The sequence below is a fragment of the Pseudoxanthomonas sp. CCNWLW251 genome (assembly GCF_037402255.1).
In the GTDB taxonomy this organism is placed as follows: Bacteria; Pseudomonadota; Gammaproteobacteria; order Xanthomonadales; family Xanthomonadaceae; genus Pseudoxanthomonas_A.
The window spans coordinates 998,617-1,017,576 of sequence record NZ_JBBEGA010000002.1; the positions used below are offsets into that span (position 1 = coordinate 998,617).

Below are 18,960 nucleotides of genomic sequence, written 5' to 3' on the forward strand. Positions count from 1 at the left end.
GATCTTCATCGCCTGCCGACGGAGGCGTAACGTCCGCGCACTTAGGGTCGGGACGTTCCTTCCAGGAGTGCGTCATGCCCACCAAGAAGCGCGTCAACCGTCCGCAGACCCAGCGTCGCCAGCCCGGCCGCCAACCACGGATGCAGCCCGAACCCGAAACCATCCGCCCCGGCTACCGCGGCAGCGGCCGGCTGGAGGGCAAGGTGGCGCTGGTGACCGGTGGCGACAGCGGCATCGGACGGGCGGTGGCGGTGCATTTCGCCCACGAGGGTGCCGATGTCGCGATTGCCTACCTGGAAGAAGATCGCGATGCACGGGAAACGCAGCGCCTGATCGAGGCCACGGGTCGCCGCGCCCTGGCCGTGCGCGGCGACCTGGCCACGCCGGCCCGCTGCCGCCGCGTGGTCGCACGTACGGTGAAGCAGTTCGGTGCGCTGGACGTGCTGGTCAACAACCACGCGCAGCAGTACCCCGTGGATGCGCCGGAAGAACTGACGCCCGCGCGCCTGCGGCATACCTTCGAGACCAACCTGTTCTCGTTCTTCCACCTGGTCGACGCTGCGCTGGAACACCTGCCGGAGAAGACCGGCTGCATCATCAACACCGGCTCGGTGACCGGCGTGCGCGGCCACGACACGCTGCTGGACTATGCCGCGACCAAGGGCGCGATCCATGCGATGACGTTCTCGCTGGCCAAGTCGCTGGCGGACCGGGGTATCCGCGTCAACGCGGTCGCACCGGGTCCCATCTGGACGCCGCTGATCCCGGCCTCGTTCACCCGCAGGCAGGTGGCGGAATTCGGTTCGGACACGCTGATGAAGCGCCCCGGCCAGCCGTCGGAAGTCGCGCCGGCGTATGTATTCCTGGCCAGCGAGGATGCGCGCTACATCACCGGCCAGCTGATCCACATCAACGGGGGCGGGCATATCTCGGCGTGAGCCGAGGCGCGGCATACTGAGGATGCCGCCCCGGTGTCCTCGTCCTCGTTCTCGTCCATGCCGACGCTTCGCCCCTACCGTCCCGACGACGCTTCCACGCTGGCCGATCTGTACGCCAGATCCGTCATGCACTACGGGCCACGCGCCTACACCGCGGCGCAGGTGTCCGCTTGGGCGGCGACGGCGACCCTCGAGGGGACGGCAGCCCGTTGCACCGACGGGCGCCACGTGCTGGTCGCGCAGGATGCCGACGGATCGGTGCTGGGCTTCGGCGACATGGAAGACGACGGGCACCTCGACTTCCTCTACATCGCACCGGAAGCCGAAGGCATGCGCGTGGGTTCGCTGCTGTACGCCGCACTGGAGGCGCATGCGCTGCACTTGCACGTGCCGCGCATCTTCCTGGAAGCCAGCGAGCTGTCGCGGCCGCTGTTCGAGCGCCGCGGCTTCCTGATGCTGGGCCGCAACGATCTGTCGCTCGGCGGCGTGGCCATCCACAACTACCGGATGGAGAAGCGGTTGCCGGCGTGATGGACCATCGCGCCGGGATTCCACTCACCCGAAGGCCGGGATGGAACCAAGCGCAATCGCGGCATCCACGGGCTACCTGCGATCCGCCTTCGCCTGCTGCGCCTCGCGCGCCTGCCGCGCCATGTCCTCGTAGCGGGCGCGCAGGGCGTCGAGCTCTTTCTCTTCCATTTCCTCCAGGTCGAGCAACGCGTTGTTGGCGTTGCGCGAGACACGGATCAGCTCGTCCAGCTTGATCTGCATGGCCTCGGTGTCGCGGTTCTGGGTGTTCTGGATCAGGAACACCATCAGGAAGGTGATGATGGTGGTGCCGGTATTGATGACGAGTTGCCAGGTGTCGCTGAAACCGAACATCGGCCCGCTGATCGCCCATGCCAGCAGCACCGCCAGCGCCAGCGCGAAACACGTGGGCCTGCCGGTGAACGTGGAGGCCGCCTTGGCCACGCGGGTGAACAGGGAGGGGGACGACATGGCGGGCGATCCTGTGCATGGCAAGGCACGCAAGGTAATCCGTTGCACGAAGACGGGTGTGAACATCGTCGCCTCGCGGACAGCCGCTGCCCTCGACCGTGTCGGGGCCGGCGCTTCGCCCGCCGTGGCGGCGTTAGCATGCCTGCATGGATGTCGCCGCCCTCAAACGCCATTGCAGGTCCCTGCCCGGCGCCGTCGAACAACGGTACGACGCACCGGCCAACATCCTGGTGTATGCGGTGGGCGGCAAGCGCTTCGCCTACTTCAAGACCAGCGAACCGGAGCGGTGGCGTTTCAGTTTCAAGGTGCCGCCGGAGCGCTTCCTTGAACTGACCGACCAGCCCGGCATCAAGCCTGCGCGCTGGCTGGGGCACCACCGCTGGGTCACGGTGGTGGACGTTTCCACCGTGCCGGCCGATCACCTGAAGGACTTGGTGGCGTGGTCATACCGGTACGCCTGGGACAGGTTGAGCCGGCGGCAGCGTGCCGAGATCCGGGAAGGGGCGACGGCCCCGGACGGAAAGGTCCGCTGAGCGGCGTGCGCCCCGAATGAAGAAGACCGGCCTGGCATGTCGATTCCGGGCACGCCGGTTCGTCGAAGGAAAGAAGCAGGGCTGGCCAGGCCCGTACCCATCACCCCAAGGAGCGCACCATGAACGTCAATCCCTACCTGATCCTCAATGGCGACTGCGAAGCCGCCTTCACCTTCTACGCGCAGGCCACGGGCGGCACGCTGGGGCCGATGATGCGCTTCGAGGGCACCGAAGGCTGCGAGGACATGCCGGCCGAGTACAAGCAGAAGATCATGCATACGCATGTGATGTTCGGCCAGACCGTGCTGATGGGGTCGGACAACCACCCGTCCTATCCGTACGAAGGCGTGAAGGGCTGTTCGGTGTCGCTGTCGGTGGACAGCATCGCCGACGCGGAACGCATCTTCGCCGCGCTCTCCGATGGCGGCCAGGTGACCATGCCGCTGGCGCAGACCTTCTGGGCGGTACGCTTCGGCATGCTGGTCGACACGTTCGGTGTGCCGTGGATGATCAACTGCGAGAAGGATGCCTGATGCCCGTGTGGGAACGTCGTGCACACCGTGATGCCCCTATTCGCTGCGCTGCGACTTTCACCGGTCGCGGCGCCGTGGTGTGATGCGCGGCATGTCGACCTCCCCTGCCCATCGCGCGATCGATGCCGTCTGGCGCATCGAATCCGCGCGCGTGATCGCCGGTCTCGCCCGCATGCTGCGCGACCTGGACCTGGCCGAAGAACTGGCGCAGGACGCGCTGGTGTCCGCCCTGGAAACCTGGCCCCGTGACGGCGTGCCGGACAACCCGGGGGCGTGGCTGATGACCACCGCCAAGCGCCGTGCGATCGACCGGTTGCGGCGGCTCCAGTTGCTGGACCGCAAGCACGAGGAACTGGCGCGCGAGCTGGAGGATGTGCAGGAGGAACGGCGCGCGCGTGACGAAGACGCGCTGGATCACGACATCGACGACGACCTGCTGCGGCTGGTCTTCGTGTCGTGCCATCCGGTGCTGTCGATGGAGGCCCGCGTGGCGCTGACGCTGCGCCTGCTGTGCGGGCTGACGACGGACGAGATCGCGCGCGCGTTCCTGACCTCCGAACCTACTGTCGCCCAGCGCATCGTGCGTGCCAAGCGCACGCTGGCCGACGCCGACGTGGCGTTCGAGGTGCCACGCGGGGAAGAGCTGCAGGAGCGCCTTTCGTCGGTGCTCGGCGTGGTGTACCTGGTCTTCAACGAAGGGTATTCGGCCACCAGTGGTGACGGCTGGATGCGGCCCGCGCTGTGCGAGGAAGCGCTGCGTCTGGGCCGCATGCTGGCCGCACTGGCGCCACGCGAACCGGAAGTCCACGGGCTGGTCGCGCTGATGGAGATCCAGGCCTCGCGCCTGCACGCGCGCACCGGCAAGGACGGTGAGCCGGTGTTGCTGCTGGACCAGGATCGCGGCCGTTGGGACCACCTGCTCATCCGGCGCGGCCTGGCCGCGCTGGAGCGCGCCGAACAGCTGGGCGGTGCATTCGGCCCGTATGCGCTGCAGGCCGCCATCGCCGCCTGCCATGCCCGCGCCGGCACGGCGGATGCGACGGACTGGGCGCGGATCGCGACGCTGTACGCGGCACTGGCACAGGTGAATCCGTCACCGGTGGTCGAACTGAACCGTGCGGTCGCCGTGTCGATGGCCGCCGGTCCGGCCAGTGCGTTGCCGCTGGTGGACCGGCTGCGCGACGAACCGGCGATGAAGCAGTACCACCTGCTGCCCAGCGTGCGCGGCGATCTGCTGTTCAAGCTGGACCGCCGCGACGAAGCACGTGCGGAGTTCGAGCGCGCGGCGGCGATGACCCGCAACGCGCGCGAGCAGGCCCTGCTGCTGGCGCGCGCGCGCGAGTGCGCCGCCGGATAAGCCCCGCTACATCCAGCGCGACAGGCGGATCTCGGGCCCGGCCAGGGCGGCAGTCTGGTCGTAGTCCAGTTCGCGCAGTTCCTGCGAGGTGTGTTTCACCAGATCGCTGACCTTCAACCGTCGCCGGTCCCCATGGCCCCCGGCCAGCATGCGGCGCATGTTCTTCACCAGCGCATAGGTGAACGCGCCATGCTGGACCGCGCCGTGCTCGTATTCGTAGGCGAATTCGCCTTCCTGGCACGCGTACAGCAGCAGCGGCATGTACGGTCCCTTGTGGCCGAGCTTCTTGCGCATCTGGCGCGCTTCACCCAGCGGCAGCGTGCGTACCGGCAATGCGTAGCCCAGGCGGCCGCTCATGTCGCCCAGCGGCATGGTGTCCTGGTCGACCGCCAGCTGCTTGCGCTCGTTGAGTTCCAGTTCGCGCGGTACCCACATCTCCCGGGCGGCGTTCCACTTCATCGCCCGATGGCGGATGTCGTCCGGCGGATTGAGTCCGCGCATGCGCGCCGGACCACCCTTGGCCATGCCGCCGGAATGGCAGCAGTCCAGCAGGATGCTGAAGTCCACGTCGTATGGCAGCTGCACGTAGCGCTCGAACAGCCAGTCGTCGGTGAGCGCGGTGTCCTCCGTCCAGTCGAAGTCGTAGGGCACCAGCGTTTCATCCATGCGGTCGACACGGTCCCCCAGGCCGTAGCTGGGCAGCTGGGCGCCGTGCCCGCTGTAGTACAGGATGCGCTGGTCGCCACTGCGCACGCCTTCGAGCAGCCAGTCCACGCGCTCGCGGATGCCATCGGCGGTGGCGCGCTCGTTCAGCACCACGCGGATGTCGCCGGCATCGAAGCCCTGTTCCTGCAGCATCGCGCTCATCAGGAAGACATCGTTGACGCAACCGCCCAGGCGCTGGTCCGGGTCGGGATAGTCGTTGATGCCGATCAGCAGCGCACGCTTGCGCGGCGTCGCCACGCGGCAGGCGACCGGCGTCTGTTCGCGCAGGGCGCGGGTGATGCGCGTGGTTTCATCGTTGAGCACATCGAACCAGAACGTGCTGATGGCCTGCGGATGGCGCAGGTACTCCTCGGCCGCATGGTCGGCGTTGCCGGGAATGTCGAAATGCGTATCGACCTGGCGGAAATTGTCGGCGGCAATGGAAACGCGCGCCGTGAACACCGAATCGAAACGGTTGTAGAGGTGGTACCAGAAGCGCGCCTTTTCGATCGCGCTGAGGCGGCCGGCCTGGTATTCGCCACGCACGAAGGGATTGCCGATCTGCGAGCCGAGCGATGCGAAGTAGCGGCCATTGGCGGTGGCGCGCGTTTCTTCATGGGTGAAGGTGTCGTAGCAGACCAGCGACCCGAGGCTGTGGCCGAGCACCACGTGCGGCTTCATCGCCTCGATGCGCTGTACCAGCCGCGTCCGGGTCTGCTTGCGGAACGTCGCGCTCTCGACCCACTTCACCACCATGCCGGCGGTGTGGCGCAGCTTAGAATCGTCGCCGCGCGCACGCCTGAACGGGGCAGTGATGCCGTTCGCCAGCAGCCGCGCCAGCGCTTCGAGCGTGTCCCCGAGGCTGACCTTGTGCTGGGCGAAGATATCGTCGTAGTGGCAGTACTGGATGTCGAGCGCGCGCTCGGCATCGACCTGCCGACAGGCGTCGTGGATCGCCGCCTCCCATTGCTGCTGCCATGCCCCGCCCGGCGGATGCTGGCCCACGCCATGCACGCACAGGATACGTAGTGCCGTTGCCATCGCTGCTTCCTCCCTGATGTGGTCCCGGCGTCCGCGCAGGCGAGGTGGCCTCGCATGGCGTGGATGCCCGGCCGACAGTATCGGAGCAGCGGGTCGCATGCCGTGACACGGGCAGCAATCCGTCGCCGCAGGGCAACCGGCTCCTCAGGGAAGCCACCGCACGGCAGGGAGCGCGCGGTTCACTCCTGACAACGCCATGCGGTGGTGGCGGAGGACACCGCTCAGGCGGCGGGGCCGAGGTAGTCCAGCTTGCCCAGCGGCACACCGTTGTGGCGCAGGATGGCGTAGGCGGTGGTCACGTGGAAGAACAGGTTGGGCAGGGCGAAGCCGAGCAGATAGCCACTGCCATTGAACGTCAGGTCGCCGCGCGTGCGCGAAGAGAGCGTGACCACGCGATCTTCGCTGCCTTCGAGGGCTTTCTGGTCGAACGTGCCGAGATACGCGGCCACCGCATCGAGTCGCGCAAACAGTTCGGCGAACGTGGTCTCCACGTCCTCGAAGCGTGGCGATTCCACCCCCGCCAGACGCGCCGCGCCGAACTTCGCGGTATCGGTGGCGATCTGCACCTGCCGGACCAGGGGCAGCATGTCCGGATACAGCCGCGACTGCAGCAGTACGGCAGGTTCATATCCCTGTTCGCGCGCATGCGCCTCGCCCTTCTCCAGGACCTGGCGCAGGTTGCCCAGCGCACGCAGGAAGACGGGAATGGAAGCCTGGTACATCGACAGCGCTGCGCTCATGGCGGAGTTCCGGAGAAAAGAAGAGCGCGAGGATAGTCGGGCGCGTGGTGGTTGATTAGCCACGGTTCGCGGGAGAGTGCATCCCATCGCGCCGGTTCCGTGCGCGATGCGCCGGAACGCGCTGCGTGATGCAGGAAGGAAGCAGGCCCGCGTGTGTTCCATCCGCGGGAAAGTGCGTCGCCATCATCGGCCTTGGGCGCCATCCCGCCACGCCCATCTTCTCCGTGCAACGACAGCTGCCCTGGCATTCCGCCCGGACCTGTCGCTGGCGACACCGCTCTCCCTCCCCCCGCGGTGTTCCTGCTGGAGTTGATAGCAATGAAGAAGAACAAGATCCTGTCCCGCACTCTCCTCGCCGTGCTTGTCGGCGCTGCCGCGTTCGGTGCGCAAGCCGCCGACAAGGGGTTCCATGTCGGCGCAGGCGTGGGCCAGTCGCTGGTGGACGAAGCCGGGTACGACGACGAGGACACCGCGTTCTCCGTGTTCGGTGGTTACCAGTTCAATCGCTGGTTCGGTCTTGAAGGTGGCTACGCCGATCTCGGCAAACTGGAAACGGACGGCATCGGCCGCGACATCGAGGCCAGCTCGGTCTACCTGACCGCGGTGGGCACGGTGCCCTTTACCGACAAGTTTTCCGGCTACGCCAAAGCCGGCTTCCAGCGTTGGGACCTGGATACTGCGCTGCCGGGCGTGACCGGCACGACAGACGACAACGGCACCGACCCGGTCTACGGCGTCGGCCTGCAGTACCGGCTCAATGACACGGTCGCCCTGCGCGGCGAGTACAGCCGCTTCGAAGTGGAAGATGCCGATCTGGACCTGGCGCAGCTCCAGGTCCGTTACGACTTCTGAGCAGCACCCGACCGCAAGCCACGAGCCGCTGGCCCTGCCAGCGGCTCTTCTTTTTTCTGCGGATGACGCGACTGCGTTAGCATCGGCGGCCTCCCTGGACCCGAGCTCCCCATGCCCGCCTGGACCGATCACATCCGCGACGTGCCCGACTTCCCCAAGCCCGGCATCCTGTTCAAGGACATCACGCCCGTACTGGCGCACGCGGTTGCCTTCGCCGATGCGATCACCTCGATGGCCGAACCCTGGCGTGACGCAGGCATCGGCGCGGTGGTGGGCGTGGAAGCGCGCGGCTTCATCCTGGGCGCCGCGGTGGCGCGCGAACTGGGAGTCGGCTTCGTGCCCGTGCGCAAGCCGGGCAAGCTGCCGGCGCACACGCTGGCGCTGGACTACGGACTGGAGTACGGGCGTGATCGTCTCGAGATCCACGCCGATGCCATGCCTGCGGGCGCGCGCGTCATCGTGGTGGACGACGTGCTGGCGACAGGGGGCACGCTCAAGGCGGCCGTGCAGCTGGTCGAACAGCAGGGCGCCACGGTGGTCGGGACAGGCGTACTGGTCGAACTCGGCTTCCTGGGAGCGCGCAGCGCGTGGACCCATCCCGCGCCGCTGTACGCGTCGGTGGTGTTCTGACATCCATCGCACCGCCTGGCGCGGACACCGCGCTCACTCGATGACGCGGCTCACATAGGCCCCAGTGCCGACGACCAGGAAGGTGTCGTTGTCGATGCGGCGTACGCGGCTCCCATCCTCCAGCACATACCTCGGCATGGCGGGAGCGTCGCCATGCGTCGCATCGCCTGCGTTGCCACGATGTACCTCGATACGGCAGCGACGACCCTCGGCATCCTGCGCCGTGAAGACATGGGTGCTCATGCGGGTGCTCCTGACAACAGGGTGCCCGAGCATAGGCGGCGAACCGTTAAGCGGACTGAAGCGGAATGTAATCAATCCGTGTGTGCGCAAAGAACGAGGGGGAGGCATTGCACCTCCCCCTCAGGCGCCGAAGCGCGATACCCGTCATGTGTCGGGCATGACGGGCTGCGAGCCGGTTCCTTGGGGATCGGGCCGGCCCACCTAGCTGTCGGGCGGGGAGCGCCGACAGATAGCCTTCGGAAAGAGGCGATGTCGCGCAGGCAGCTCCGCCTGCAGAAGCATTCCCCCCAACCATGTGATGAATCCGCAGATGCATGTCGCGCAATGACACCGGGCCATCATGCGAAGCAGCGTGGGCTACCGCACCCAGGGGAGGCTTTCCTCCGGGCGCCCTGCTTTCCACTTCCCGTACATGCCGCGCGAAACGCGTCTCACGAAGCGCGCATTGCCCGGCTGAGATGCTTGGTGTTGTTGCGATGGAGATAGCGTTCGACCAGGGCCTGGAGGTCTCGCCCACGCTGGTCCTGCCGATCGAACCGCGCAAGTACCTCGTTCCAGTTGCCGTCCTGCGCCCAACGGATGAACCGTACATAGATGCCGTGCCAGGAGCCGAATTCGCGCGGCAGATCCGACCAGTACGCGCCGGTCTGCGCCACCCAGAGAACCGCTTCGATAAACCGGCGCGCATTGCCGCCATGGCGCGCACGCGCGCCAACCCGGCCCGGGAGCGCCTGCATCAGGAAATTCCATTCCTCCGCACTGAGCCGCTGCGTAATCGGCCATTGGCTGATGGCACGCGGACCCAGCCCCTGGGGCAGAGGCCAGGACTGCGGCCCTGCGACGAGGGGGTGCTGACGTGTCACGAGTTCGTCGCCTTCTTCACGCAACGTGCCCATCAATGCCTCATGCCGCATGCAGAACCCCTCGGGCCGCCGCGAGGGAAAACCCCCGCGTCATGGCCAGATTGGCTGGAAGACCCCTACCACAGACTCTTTTCGCGCTATGCATGACACCCCTCTTGCTGGTCGACCGTTCGCCCGGAAACACCCAGGCCCCCCCACTTCCCACCCCTTTGCAGGGATGCCTTCTCCACTGCGACATGACCCGCGAATGCGCCGTTACGGCTTGCATGTCCAAGCGCAGCCGGGTCATATATGGGACGAGATCGTGATGAAAGGCACAGTCCGGACATGAGAGAGAAGAGGGACCCGGATGGCGCTGGACCTGATACGAGCGGCATGCTGCACCCCCGAGGCAACGAGGATCTGGCCCCGCCGGACCCGGATTCGGTCACCCAACTGCTGCGCAACGTGGAGAACGGGCAGCCCGGGGCCTGGAACCAGATCTACGCGTTGCTGTACCGGGACCTGCACCAGATTGCCCGGTCGCAGATCCGCCAGCAGCGCCGCAGTCATGTGAGGTCTCCTACCTCGCTGATCAGCGAGACCTGGCTCAAGCTCGCCAGCGCCGATTTCAGCGTCGAGAATCGTGCCCATCTGGTCGCACTGGTGGCGCGCGCGATGCGCTTCGTGCTGTTGGACGAAGTGCGGCGTGCGCTGGCGGAAAAGCGCGGCGAAGGCATGGACCTGTTGCCGCTGGACGAGAACACGGAGCCGGGGCAGGGTTCACGGCTGGAGCAACTGCTGATCCTCGATCAGGCGTTGAACGACCTTGCCAAGCTGGACGAGCGGCTGGCGCAGGTGGTGGAGATGCGCTATTTCGGGGGCCTCAGTGAGCTTGAGATCGCCGGCGTGCTGAAGGTGACCGAGCGCACCGTGCGCCGGGATTGGCGCAAGGCGCGCGCGTTCCTGTTCAGTCACCTTGGCGACGGTGAGCTGCCTGAACCGTTCTGACCGGGCAGCACGCGTATCTTTCATTACGCCGGACGTCCGGGATTGCGGCCGGAAGGCGAATGATCCCGATGTGAGCGAAAACCTTCCCCTCCCTCAAAGGTTCACGGCCCCGGAAGCGGAGCCGTTCCCGCCGTCTGACAGGGCGGCGATGGGATGAAGGCCTGCCTGACGCTCGCGCTGGAACTGTTCGACGCCTATTCGGACATGGGCGATGAAGAGCAGGCTGCGGCCCTGGCCGTCCTGAGACGGTCCGATCCAGCGCTGCATGACGCGCTGGTCCAACTGCTGGTCACCGATGCCCTGGACCATGAAATGGACGTGCCGCCCTGGGTCGGCCACGCGGGCGCCACCGACGCCATGGCAATGGACGAACTGCCGGATGGCGCGACGGCTGAACCGGCGGGCGGGCGCACCCAGCGCGCCTGATGACGGCGCCACGCTGCGGCCCGTCGCGCACGCCGATGCAATGCAGGGAAGGCCTGCGGCGCGATGCTGCCGCTTCGGACCACTGTCCGCGTCATGAGGACACGCTGCCATGTCTCCCATGCAGGGCTATCCCGCCGGGCGTACCGCGCTGCTCTTCGTAGACCCTTACAACGACTTCCTCGCGGAAGACGGAAAACTCTGGCCGCTGGTGGCCGACATTGCGCGCAGCGTGGACCTGCACGCCCACCTGCGCACCGTGGTGTCCTGCGTCAGGCAGGCAGGATTGCCCGTGTTCATCGTGCCGCACCATCGCTCGGAGCCGGATGATTTCAAGGGCTGGGACCATCCGACGCCGTACCAGTTGGGCGCGGCACGCGTGCAGCCCTTCGCAAAGGACAGCTGGGGCGGCGAGTGGCACCCGGATTTCGCGCCGCAACCCGGCGACATCATCGCCAAGGAACACTGGGGAGGCAGTGGCTTCTCCAACACCGACCTCGATTACCTGTTGAAGCAGCACCGCATCACCCATGTGATCCTGGTGGGCCTGATCGCCAACACCTGCATCGAAACCACGGGCCGGTTCGCCTCGGAGCTGGGCTACCACGTGACCCTTGTGCGCGATGCCACCGCAGCCGCCAGCGCGGCCGCGATGCATGCCGCGCATGAGATCAACGCCCCCACCTACGCGCACGCCATCCTGACCACCCAGGGCCTTGTCGATGCGCTGACGGCACGTGCGCGCGCCTGATCGGCTCCGCGCAAACCTACTTCCGCGATGACCAGGTTGCATAATCCGTCGGCGCGATGCGGGCAGCGCCCGTGGGCAGCAACGTGTCGTCGTCCAGCGATACGCCGAAATACAAGGCCCCGGCGGTGGCCCTGACCTCGCGCTTGTCACCGCAGGTTCGCAGGTGGTCCGCAACGAATGTCGCCATCGGGCGCGCCTCCGGCCCGGCGATCTCCACGATGCCCTCCACAGGCGTCGAATCGACCACGCCCGCCAGCATGGCGGCCACGTCATCGGCCGCCATCGGTTGCATGCGCGCCATCGGCAGCAGGATGTCTTCGCCCTGCACGCCGGACTGCGCGATGCCATCCATGAACTCGAAGAACTGGGTCGCGCGCACGAGGGTGTAAGGCACCCCACCCGCCCGGATGCGCTGCTCCTGCGCCCACTTGGCACGGAAATAGCCACTTCCCTGCAGGCGTTCTGTACCGACCACCGACAGCGCCACGTAGTGACGCACACCGGCGTGCGCTGCGGCTGCCAGCAGGTGTCCGGTGGAGGCTTCGAAGAACGCCTTCACCGCCGCATCCTCGAACGAAGGCGCGTTGGCGACATCGACCACCACATCGGCGCCCGCGAGTGCGGCCGCCACGCCTTCTCCGGTCACGGCGTTCACACCGGTGGACGGCGCTGCGACCACCACTGCATGCCCCTCGGCCGTGAGCAGCGCGACTAGGCGCTTCCCGATCAGACCGGTACCTCCCACAACGACGACTTTCATGGATCGACTCCCTTGGACTGGATGGAATGACAGCGCTTCGAGCCGCCATGCCATCCAGGACGCCGTACCGCGCCACGGCGTGACAGCCCGCCGGTCGCGGCCGCTGCGCGCGTTTCCCGCCCGCATGCTGAGGCATGCGTCGCAATCCGGCTCACAGTCACGCCGAACGCCTGCCGCGCTGCCCCGTTCATCATCACGACGGAATGTGGAAGTGCGACGGTGTTAGCAACCGGCCACCCGGGGATTGTCGCTAGCATGGCGTGGTCGGGCCGTCACCGGCCCGGTTCTCGCGCAAGGAGCGCACATGACCACACATGCGGCCGCCGGATTCGCCGGCACCTGGCACCTGCTACCCGAGCAGTGCGACTACCAACTCGGGCGCCCTCCGCGGAGGGCGCTGTATCAACTCGACTGCGCCGCCGACGGTGCGCTGTCGATCGCGTCGGAATGGCTGGGCAAGAACGGCAAGCGGCATCGGGCCGCCTTCGACGGCCGTGTCGACGGCACCCCGTATCCGTACCACAGCACGCCGCATGCCGATGCGCTGAGCTTCGAGTCCGTATCTCCCACGCAACTGCACTCCACCACCTGGCACGACGGCCGCGAAGTGCAATGGTCCGAGCGCGAGCTGGTCGATCCGGACACCCTCGTGATCCGCATGCGCGGCCATCTCAGTGATGGCCGTTGCTATACCAATGTCGGCGTCTACCGTCGCCAGGACAGCTGACGCCACGGCGGAACGCTACGCCTGCCACGCACCCCCTCAGCAACTGACACAAGAAGGGCGCCCATGGGGCGCCCTTCCTTTGCACGTCGTTCCCGGTCGTTCACGTCCGGGACCGGATGCGGGTCATCGCGTCTGCACGCAGTTCTGCAGCCACAGTACGCGCTTGAAATCGTCATAACGCAGGAACTGGCCCTTGAACGTCACCTTGTCGCCCTTGCGGAACGTCAGCACGTTGGCCAGCTGGTTGGGACGGAACAGGCACGCCACGCCCACGCGCGGCTCGTTGTCGCCCGGCACCTGGATCAGCATCTTGCTCTGGTCGGGGATCTCGAAGGACACGTTGTAGTCCTCACCATCTTCTTGCACGTAGTCCACCCGGCCACGCAACGCGTAGTTGCGGCCCTTGTGGCGCGCGGTGACGGCCACGGCATTGCCCTTGGCTTCACGCGCGATCTCGCGCGAGAAAATGAAGACGTCCTTCACCGTGACATCGGCGTTGTTCTGCGTCTTCGCGCCCTGGGCCGCGGCGGCACGGCCTTCCTTGCCCCCCTTCAGCTTGGCGAACAGCGTGCACATGTAGGGACGCATGGCGTCGGCCTTGGCGATCTGGCCCTTCTCGGTCTTGACCGTCATCTGCACGATCGCATCCTTGCCCTCGGCGCTCACGTTGATCAGGGTGGGAATGGCGCGCGTGGTGCCGGTGGAACGCTGTTCGACCAGCATGGAACCGGTCTCCGCATCCTCGGTGATCACGTCCATCTTCTCGGCGATCATGATGCCGCGCAGCTGGCCCATCGCATCCTTGACGGTCGAGTCCGGCACGGTGACGCGGCTGCTGAAATCGGTGCCGGAGAAAATGCTGCCGGACTTGCTGAAGTTGTCCTCGCATTCACCCGCGATGGCCGCGGGCGCCACGCTCGACAGGGCGAGCGCGATGGCGGCAAGTAGCTTGTAGGTCATGTGGTCCTCACATAGTGGAAGTGTCTGGGGTCCGGATACGACGGGCGGCGCTTCCTGCCCGCGCCAGACCCGGCCCCACGGCATTCTTGCAAGGGGGACCGTGCATCACAAGCAGCCCGTGCCTTCGCGCGCTGCACCTGCCGTACCGGACCCACGATCCACCTGCCATAGAATGCGCAACCAAACTTCAAACGCGCATCAAATCCATGACCGCAGGACCCTGCCGTTCCCACCGCCCCGGGGTTCTCCGCATTCCGGCGCTGGCAGCGTTGTCGCTGGTGGCGGGCATGGCCTGCGGCGGCGAGCCGGCCGCCCCGCGTGAACTCCCTCCGGACGTCCAGGCCGATGTCACCGCGATCGCCGGGCACCTGGCGCAGGTGAGCGACACCTCGCCGGCCCTGTCATGCGACAAGGCCGTGGAGAACGCCCGCTGGGGCGTGGAGACCATGCTGGAGGTCGGCGAGAAGAACCTGCGCGCCGGCTACATGAGCCAGCCCGCCTACGATGCGGCCACCCCGGCGCTGAAGCGCCTGCTGGCTGCACTGACCGCGGAAGACTGTGCGGCCGCCACCGGCGCGCGGCGCGACTTCTACCAGTGCATGTCCAGCGACTACAACCACGTCTACGCATGCGGCAAGGCCCATCCCTTCGACCCATGATGCGCGCGGTTGACCATCCGCGAGGCGCGGGCCACCCTTCCAGCATGAACATCCAACTCTCACTGGCAAAGGCGCCGACGGCGCGTCATGCATCGCGGCAGGAAGGCTGATGGCGTCGCTGCGACTTCCCGACTGGTTGCAGGAATGGGCGAGCCTCGCGATTCCCGTCGCGCAGGCGCTCGGGATCCTGCTTGCCGCCTGGCTGCTGTTGCGCCTGCTGCGCATCGTGGTGCGCCGGATCTGCGATCACTACCGGTTGCCCGCGCAGGTTGCCGTGAGCGCGCGCCGGTTGCTCGGCGTGCTGCTCTACGTTTCGGCGTTCATGCTCGCATTGGGACGGCTCGGCGTATCGGGCAGCGTGCTGTGGACCGCACTGACGGGCTTCACCGCGGTCGCCGCAGTCGCGTTCTTCGCCGCATGGAGCGTGCTGTCCAACATCTTCTGCAGCGTGCTGATCCTGACCACGCGTCCGTTCCGCGTGCACGACCACATCGAAGTGCTGGAGAACGGCGACAAGCCCGGCCTGCGCGGGCGCGTGATCGACATCAATCTGCTTTACACCACCCTGCTGGAAGAAGACGCGCTACGCGGCGACACCGTGCTGCAGATCCCCAACAGCCACTTCTTCCAGCGCACCACGCGGCGCTGGCGGTCGGGTTCGCCGCCCGCGACCACCTCGCCCGAATAATCCGCCAGCGCTGGTACCCGACTAGGCAGCGGCCAGTGCGCGTACACGGCCAGGGGCGAGACCAGGCGACGCACGCGGATCCAGCACGAACACATTCACCGCCCCGATGAGTTCGCGCGCCTGATCTTCCATCGAGCGGGCGGCGGCCGATGCCTCTTCCACCAGCGCGGCGTTCTGCTGGGTGGTTTCGTCCATCTGCACGATGGCCTGGTTGACCTGCTCGATCCCGGCACTCTGCTCCTGCGAAGCAGCCGAAATCTCCGCCATGATGTCGGTCACCCGCTGCACGGCGGTGACGATTTCGCCCATCGTCGCACCGGCCTGGTTCACCAGCGCCGAGCCATCGGCCACCTTGTCCACCGAGGTCTCGATCAGGCCCTTGATCTCCTTGGCGGCATTGGCGCTGCGCTGTGCCAGCGTACGCACTTCGGAGGCGACCACGGCGAAGCCACGGCCCTGCTCGCCGGCCCGCGCCGCTTCCACCGCAGCATTGAGGGCCAGGATGTTGGTCTGGAAGGCGATGCCGTCGATGACCGAGATGATCTCGGCAATCTTCCGGGAGGATTGCTCGATCTCGGTCATCGTCGTGACCACGCGTGCGACCGTCGCACCGCCTTCCGATGCCACGCTGGCCGCGCCGATCGCCAGCTGATTCGCCTGGCGTGCGGATTCGGCGTTCTGGCGCACCGTGGAGGTCAGTTCTTCCATCGAAGCGGCGGTTTCTTCCAGATTGGCCGCCTGCTGCTCGGTGCGGCGCGACAGGTCGCTGTTGCCTGCTGCGATCTCCCCCGCCGCCGTGTTGATCGATGACGACGCGCCCTGGATCTGGCGCACGATGGTGCGCAGTTGCGCCACCGTGGCATTGGCATCGTCCCGCATGGTGGCGAACACACCGTGGAAGTCGCCTTCCATGCGCGCCGTCAGGTCGCCGCGCGCGATGGCCTGCAGCAGCGACGACACATCCGCCAGGTTGCCATCCGTGGTTTCCATCAGGCGATTCAGGCCGTCCACCATGTCGCGGAAATCGTGCTGGTATCGCTGCGTGTCGCCGCGACGGCTGAAGTCGCCCGACGCCGCCGCCAGTGCCAGCTGCCTGATTTCGGCGTTGATCGCAGAGAGATTCGCCTTGGTGGTGCGCATGGCGTCCGTCAATGCGGCTTTCTCACCGGGCAGCGCCTCCATGTCGATGGACAGGTCGCCGACCGCGTAGCACTGCATGATCTCCACCAGCCGCTGCATCACCGCGATGTGCGACGCCACCAGCGCGTTGGTGTCACGCACCATGCGCCCGTATTCGCCGGGGAAGCGCGAATCGTCCATGCGGAAGCTGATGCTGCCTTCGTCGTGGCGCAACGCCATTTCGCCCTGCTCGGCGATGACGCCCTGCAGGGTCGCGGTCATGTCGGCCATCGCCGTGCCCAACTGGCCGATCTCGTCGCCACTGCGCACGTCGACCCGCTTGTCCAGGCGCCCGGCCGCGACCGCCCGCGCGGCAGCGGCGGCCTCGACCACGGGACGGATCACCGACCGCCGTATCCACCACGCCAGTACCAGTACCAGCACGATCGCCGCCACCACCGACAGGGCCGCGCACCCCACCAGCATGCGACGCGCATCCTGAGAGCGCGCCACCACTGCCGCATCGGCAATCGTCTTGGTGCGCGCCACCAGGGCTTCGAGCGTCTCGCCCAACTGGCGGTCCATGCCCTTCACCAGGCGATCGCCTTCCTGCGTGTCGTAGCCCCCCGCCGCGAACTGCACCAGTGCGGCGCGGTAGTTGCCTTCCAACACGTGATGCTGGGTGGCGAAATCGGCCGCCAGCCTGCGCGCCTGCGGATCGGCGATCCCGCTGGACAGGGTCTTCGCCAGGGCGGCCACCTCGCGCCCCTTCCGATCGAAGGCGCCGACGTACTTCGCCCGCTGCTCCTCGTCGTGTCCGCGGATGAGGATGTTCTTCCACTCCTGCACCTGCACGCGGAAGTCGCGGCTCAGGCGCTCACCCTCCGCGGCCTGGGCCACCTCTTCGGGCACCTCGGTGGAAAGACTGAGCCACGCCGAACCCAGGCCGGCCAGCGCGCACAACAGGATGACGGCAAGCCCCAGGGTCAGGGCGCCCAGCAGCTTGGTCTGCAGGCTGAGGGGGCGGGAAGCGGAATAGGACGACATGGCGGTACGACGTTGGGAAGGAATACACCTTCCTTAGCGGCGCGCGGCACGGCGAATTGACGCGCCACCGCCCTGCATTCCGCAATCCACGACCGCCATCTCTTTGTTTCAGTTTGATGACACGCATGTTGCCGCACGACAGCGCGCGTAGCTCAGCGCGTCAGCTCGCAGGCGAGCGCCGTCGCCTCGGCGCGGGCGGTATGCCGCGCCCATGCATAGACCAGCAGGCCCACCACGGCGGTCGCCGCACCGACGTAGCCGGTCGATGTCCAGCCCAGGCCGGCAGTGATCGCCATGCCGCCCAGCCAGGGGCCGAGTGCATTCGCGGTATTGAAGGCCGCGTGGTGTGACGCGGCGGCAAGCGTCTGCGCATCGCCCGCCACATCCATCAGGTGCGACTGCAGGATCGGCCCCAGCGCGCCCATCAGGCCGATGGCGACGGTGGCCAGCAGGATCGTCGGCAACGTGGTCGCCAGCCACGGAAACAGCAGCAGCGCCACGATCGCCCACGCCAGCACCATCCACGCGCCGCGCAGCTGGAAACGGTCGAACAGCCAGCCACCGACGAAGTTGCCGATCACGCCGCCCACGCCGAAACCGGCCAGGCCCAGCGGGATCCAGGCCGGCGATACGCGCGTCACGTCCAGCATCGTCGGCGCGAGGTAGCTGAAGACGCAGAACATGCCCGCGAAACCGATCGCGCCGATGCCCAGCGCCTGCCAGACCGGCACGCGGTTGAAGGCACGCAGCTCATCCAGTGGCTTGGCCTTCGGGCCATCGATGCCGACCGGCAGCCAGACCGCCAGCAACACGCCCGTCACCAGCGCGATGATCGCGACGAAGGCGAACACCCAGCGCCAGTCGATCATCTGGCCCAGCCAGGTCGCCAGCGGATTGCCGATCAGGATGGCCAGCGTCAGGCCCAGCATCACCAGGCTGATCGCACGGCCGCGCTTGTTGGGCGGGCTGATCGCCACCGCCGTCAGTGCGGCCACGCCGAAGTACGCGCCATGCGGCAGCCCGGCGATGAAGCGGAACACCAGCAGGCTTTCGTAGGTCGGCCCGAGCGCGCTGGCCAGGTTGCCCAGCGCATAGAAGCCCATCAGGGCGAGCAGCAGCGTCTTGCGCTTCCAGCCCGCACCGAGGATGGCCAGCAGCGGCGCGCCCACCACCACGCCCAGCGCGTAGGCGCTGATCAGATGGCCGACCTGCGGCTCGGTCACGCCGAGCGAGGCCACCATGTTCGGCATCAGCCCCATGCTGGCGAATTCGCTGGTGCCGATGGCGAAGCCCCCCAGCGTCAGCGCGAACAGGATCAGGCCGATCTGGCGCGCGGTGAGCTGGTCGGCGACGGAAGGGAAGGAAATCGGGGGCGTAACGTCCATGACGCATTATGCTGCGA

At 67.1% G+C, this 18,960-nt stretch carries 22 protein-coding genes; 13 read left to right on the top strand and 9 right to left on the bottom strand.

All coding sequences use genetic code 11. The annotated features are described in order from the left end of the window. Nucleotides 1-74: 74 nt before the first annotated feature. Both WBN46_RS11795 and WBN46_RS11800 read left to right on the top strand, forming a co-directional pair. On the top strand, nucleotides 75-938 hold the full coding sequence (locus tag WBN46_RS11795; protein WP_337731669.1) for an SDR family oxidoreductase: 864 nt from the start codon (nucleotides 75-77) through the stop codon (nucleotides 936-938). Between the two features lie 57 nt (nucleotides 939-995). After that, nucleotides 996-1,469 carry a GNAT family N-acetyltransferase gene (locus WBN46_RS11800; RefSeq protein ID WP_337731670.1) on the top strand — a complete coding sequence of 158 codons (474 nt, stop codon included), beginning with the start codon at nucleotides 996-998 and terminating at the stop codon, nucleotides 1,467-1,469. A 72-nt stretch (nucleotides 1,470-1,541) separates the two neighbouring features. On the opposite strand, the gene WBN46_RS11805 is transcribed toward WBN46_RS11800, so the two are convergent. Beyond that, complete coding sequence (locus tag WBN46_RS11805; RefSeq protein ID WP_337731671.1) at nucleotides 1,542-1,937, bottom strand: low affinity iron permease family protein; 396 nt, start codon at nucleotides 1,935-1,937, stop codon at nucleotides 1,542-1,544. A gap of 146 nt (nucleotides 1,938-2,083) precedes the next feature. Between WBN46_RS11805 and WBN46_RS11810 the strand changes: the two genes are divergently transcribed. From WBN46_RS11810 to WBN46_RS11820, 3 genes are all read left to right on the top strand, one after another. Then, nucleotides 2,084-2,470, top strand: a complete 387-nt coding sequence (locus tag WBN46_RS11810; RefSeq protein WP_337731672.1) for an MmcQ/YjbR family DNA-binding protein — start codon at nucleotides 2,084-2,086, stop codon at nucleotides 2,468-2,470. Between the two features lie 119 nt (nucleotides 2,471-2,589). Then, the gene (locus tag WBN46_RS11815; RefSeq protein WP_337731673.1) at nucleotides 2,590-3,003 is read left to right on the top strand and encodes a VOC family protein; all 414 of its coding nucleotides are present in this window, start codon (nucleotides 2,590-2,592) and stop codon (nucleotides 3,001-3,003) included. Nucleotides 3,004-3,094: 91 nt separating this feature from the next. Next, complete coding sequence (locus WBN46_RS11820; protein WP_337731674.1) at nucleotides 3,095-4,360, top strand: RNA polymerase sigma factor; 1,266 nt, start codon at nucleotides 3,095-3,097, stop codon at nucleotides 4,358-4,360. 6 nt (nucleotides 4,361-4,366) lie between these two features. On the opposite strand, the gene WBN46_RS11825 is transcribed toward WBN46_RS11820, so the two are convergent. Next, nucleotides 4,367-6,106: a caspase family protein gene (locus WBN46_RS11825; RefSeq protein ID WP_337731675.1), complete on the bottom strand. Its 1,740-nt coding sequence runs from the start codon at nucleotides 6,104-6,106 to the stop codon at nucleotides 4,367-4,369. Between the two features lie 221 nt (nucleotides 6,107-6,327). Further along, nucleotides 6,328-6,846, bottom strand: coding sequence for a DUF1993 domain-containing protein (locus tag WBN46_RS11830; RefSeq protein WP_337731676.1), 519 nt, complete (start codon nucleotides 6,844-6,846; stop codon nucleotides 6,328-6,330). 318 nt (nucleotides 6,847-7,164) lie between these two features. Between WBN46_RS11830 and WBN46_RS11835 the strand changes: the two genes are divergently transcribed. Then, nucleotides 7,165-7,698, top strand: a complete 534-nt coding sequence (locus tag WBN46_RS11835) for an outer membrane beta-barrel protein (protein ID WP_192202202.1) — start codon at nucleotides 7,165-7,167, stop codon at nucleotides 7,696-7,698. A 111-nt stretch (nucleotides 7,699-7,809) separates the two neighbouring features. Continuing rightward, nucleotides 7,810-8,328 carry an adenine phosphoribosyltransferase gene (locus tag WBN46_RS11840; RefSeq protein ID WP_337731677.1) on the top strand — a complete coding sequence of 173 codons (519 nt, stop codon included), beginning with the start codon at nucleotides 7,810-7,812 and terminating at the stop codon, nucleotides 8,326-8,328. 33 nt (nucleotides 8,329-8,361) lie between these two features. Here WBN46_RS11840 and WBN46_RS11845 read toward each other — a convergent pair whose 3' ends face one another. Next, complete coding sequence (locus WBN46_RS11845) at nucleotides 8,362-8,571, bottom strand: hypothetical protein (RefSeq protein WP_337731678.1); 210 nt, start codon at nucleotides 8,569-8,571, stop codon at nucleotides 8,362-8,364. Between the two features lie 431 nt (nucleotides 8,572-9,002). After that, the gene (locus WBN46_RS11850; protein WP_337731679.1) at nucleotides 9,003-9,467 is read right to left on the bottom strand and encodes a transposase; all 465 of its coding nucleotides are present in this window, start codon (nucleotides 9,465-9,467) and stop codon (nucleotides 9,003-9,005) included. Between the two features lie 342 nt (nucleotides 9,468-9,809). Here WBN46_RS11850 and WBN46_RS11855 point away from each other — a divergent pair, with 342 nt between their 5' ends. The 3 genes from WBN46_RS11855 (at nucleotide 9,810) to WBN46_RS11865 (ending at nucleotide 11,598) form a co-directional block, all read left to right on the top strand. Then, the gene (locus WBN46_RS11855) at nucleotides 9,810-10,424 is read left to right on the top strand and encodes an ECF-type sigma factor (RefSeq protein ID WP_337731680.1); all 615 of its coding nucleotides are present in this window, start codon (nucleotides 9,810-9,812) and stop codon (nucleotides 10,422-10,424) included. Nucleotides 10,425-10,577: 153 nt separating this feature from the next. Next, on the top strand, nucleotides 10,578-10,850 hold the full coding sequence (locus tag WBN46_RS11860; protein ID WP_337731681.1) for a hypothetical protein: 273 nt from the start codon (nucleotides 10,578-10,580) through the stop codon (nucleotides 10,848-10,850). Between the two features lie 109 nt (nucleotides 10,851-10,959). Beyond that, nucleotides 10,960-11,598 carry an isochorismatase family cysteine hydrolase gene (locus WBN46_RS11865; RefSeq protein WP_337731682.1) on the top strand — a complete coding sequence of 213 codons (639 nt, stop codon included), beginning with the start codon at nucleotides 10,960-10,962 and terminating at the stop codon, nucleotides 11,596-11,598. A gap of 16 nt (nucleotides 11,599-11,614) precedes the next feature. Here WBN46_RS11865 and WBN46_RS11870 read toward each other — a convergent pair whose 3' ends face one another. Then, nucleotides 11,615-12,358, bottom strand: coding sequence for an SDR family oxidoreductase (locus WBN46_RS11870; RefSeq protein ID WP_337731683.1), 744 nt, complete (start codon nucleotides 12,356-12,358; stop codon nucleotides 11,615-11,617). Between the two features lie 304 nt (nucleotides 12,359-12,662). On the opposite strand from WBN46_RS11870, the gene WBN46_RS11875 reads away from it, so the two are divergent. Then, on the top strand, nucleotides 12,663-13,085 hold the full coding sequence (locus WBN46_RS11875) for a hypothetical protein (protein ID WP_337731684.1): 423 nt from the start codon (nucleotides 12,663-12,665) through the stop codon (nucleotides 13,083-13,085). Nucleotides 13,086-13,208: 123 nt separating this feature from the next. Here the strand turns inward: WBN46_RS11875 and WBN46_RS11880 are convergent, their stop codons facing one another. Continuing rightward, on the bottom strand, nucleotides 13,209-14,045 hold the full coding sequence (locus WBN46_RS11880; protein WP_192202211.1) for a hypothetical protein: 837 nt from the start codon (nucleotides 14,043-14,045) through the stop codon (nucleotides 13,209-13,211). Between the two features lie 206 nt (nucleotides 14,046-14,251). On the opposite strand from WBN46_RS11880, the gene WBN46_RS11885 reads away from it, so the two are divergent. Both WBN46_RS11885 and WBN46_RS11890 read left to right on the top strand, forming a co-directional pair. After that, nucleotides 14,252-14,704 carry a hypothetical protein gene (locus tag WBN46_RS11885; RefSeq protein ID WP_337731685.1) on the top strand — a complete coding sequence of 151 codons (453 nt, stop codon included), beginning with the start codon at nucleotides 14,252-14,254 and terminating at the stop codon, nucleotides 14,702-14,704. Between the two features lie 109 nt (nucleotides 14,705-14,813). Next, a complete protein-coding gene (locus tag WBN46_RS11890) occupies nucleotides 14,814-15,392 on the top strand; it encodes a mechanosensitive ion channel family protein (protein WP_337731686.1) in 579 nt (192 codons plus the stop codon). Nucleotides 15,393-15,413: 21 nt separating this feature from the next. Here the strand turns inward: WBN46_RS11890 and WBN46_RS11895 are convergent, their stop codons facing one another. Together WBN46_RS11895 and WBN46_RS11900 are read right to left on the bottom strand one after the other, a co-directional pair. Further along, the gene (locus WBN46_RS11895; RefSeq protein WP_337731687.1) at nucleotides 15,414-17,558 is read right to left on the bottom strand and encodes a methyl-accepting chemotaxis protein; all 2,145 of its coding nucleotides are present in this window, start codon (nucleotides 17,556-17,558) and stop codon (nucleotides 15,414-15,416) included. A 152-nt stretch (nucleotides 17,559-17,710) separates the two neighbouring features. After that, on the bottom strand, nucleotides 17,711-18,943 hold the full coding sequence (locus WBN46_RS11900) for an MFS transporter (RefSeq protein ID WP_337731688.1): 1,233 nt from the start codon (nucleotides 18,941-18,943) through the stop codon (nucleotides 17,711-17,713). Nucleotides 18,944-18,960 lie beyond the last annotated feature (17 nt).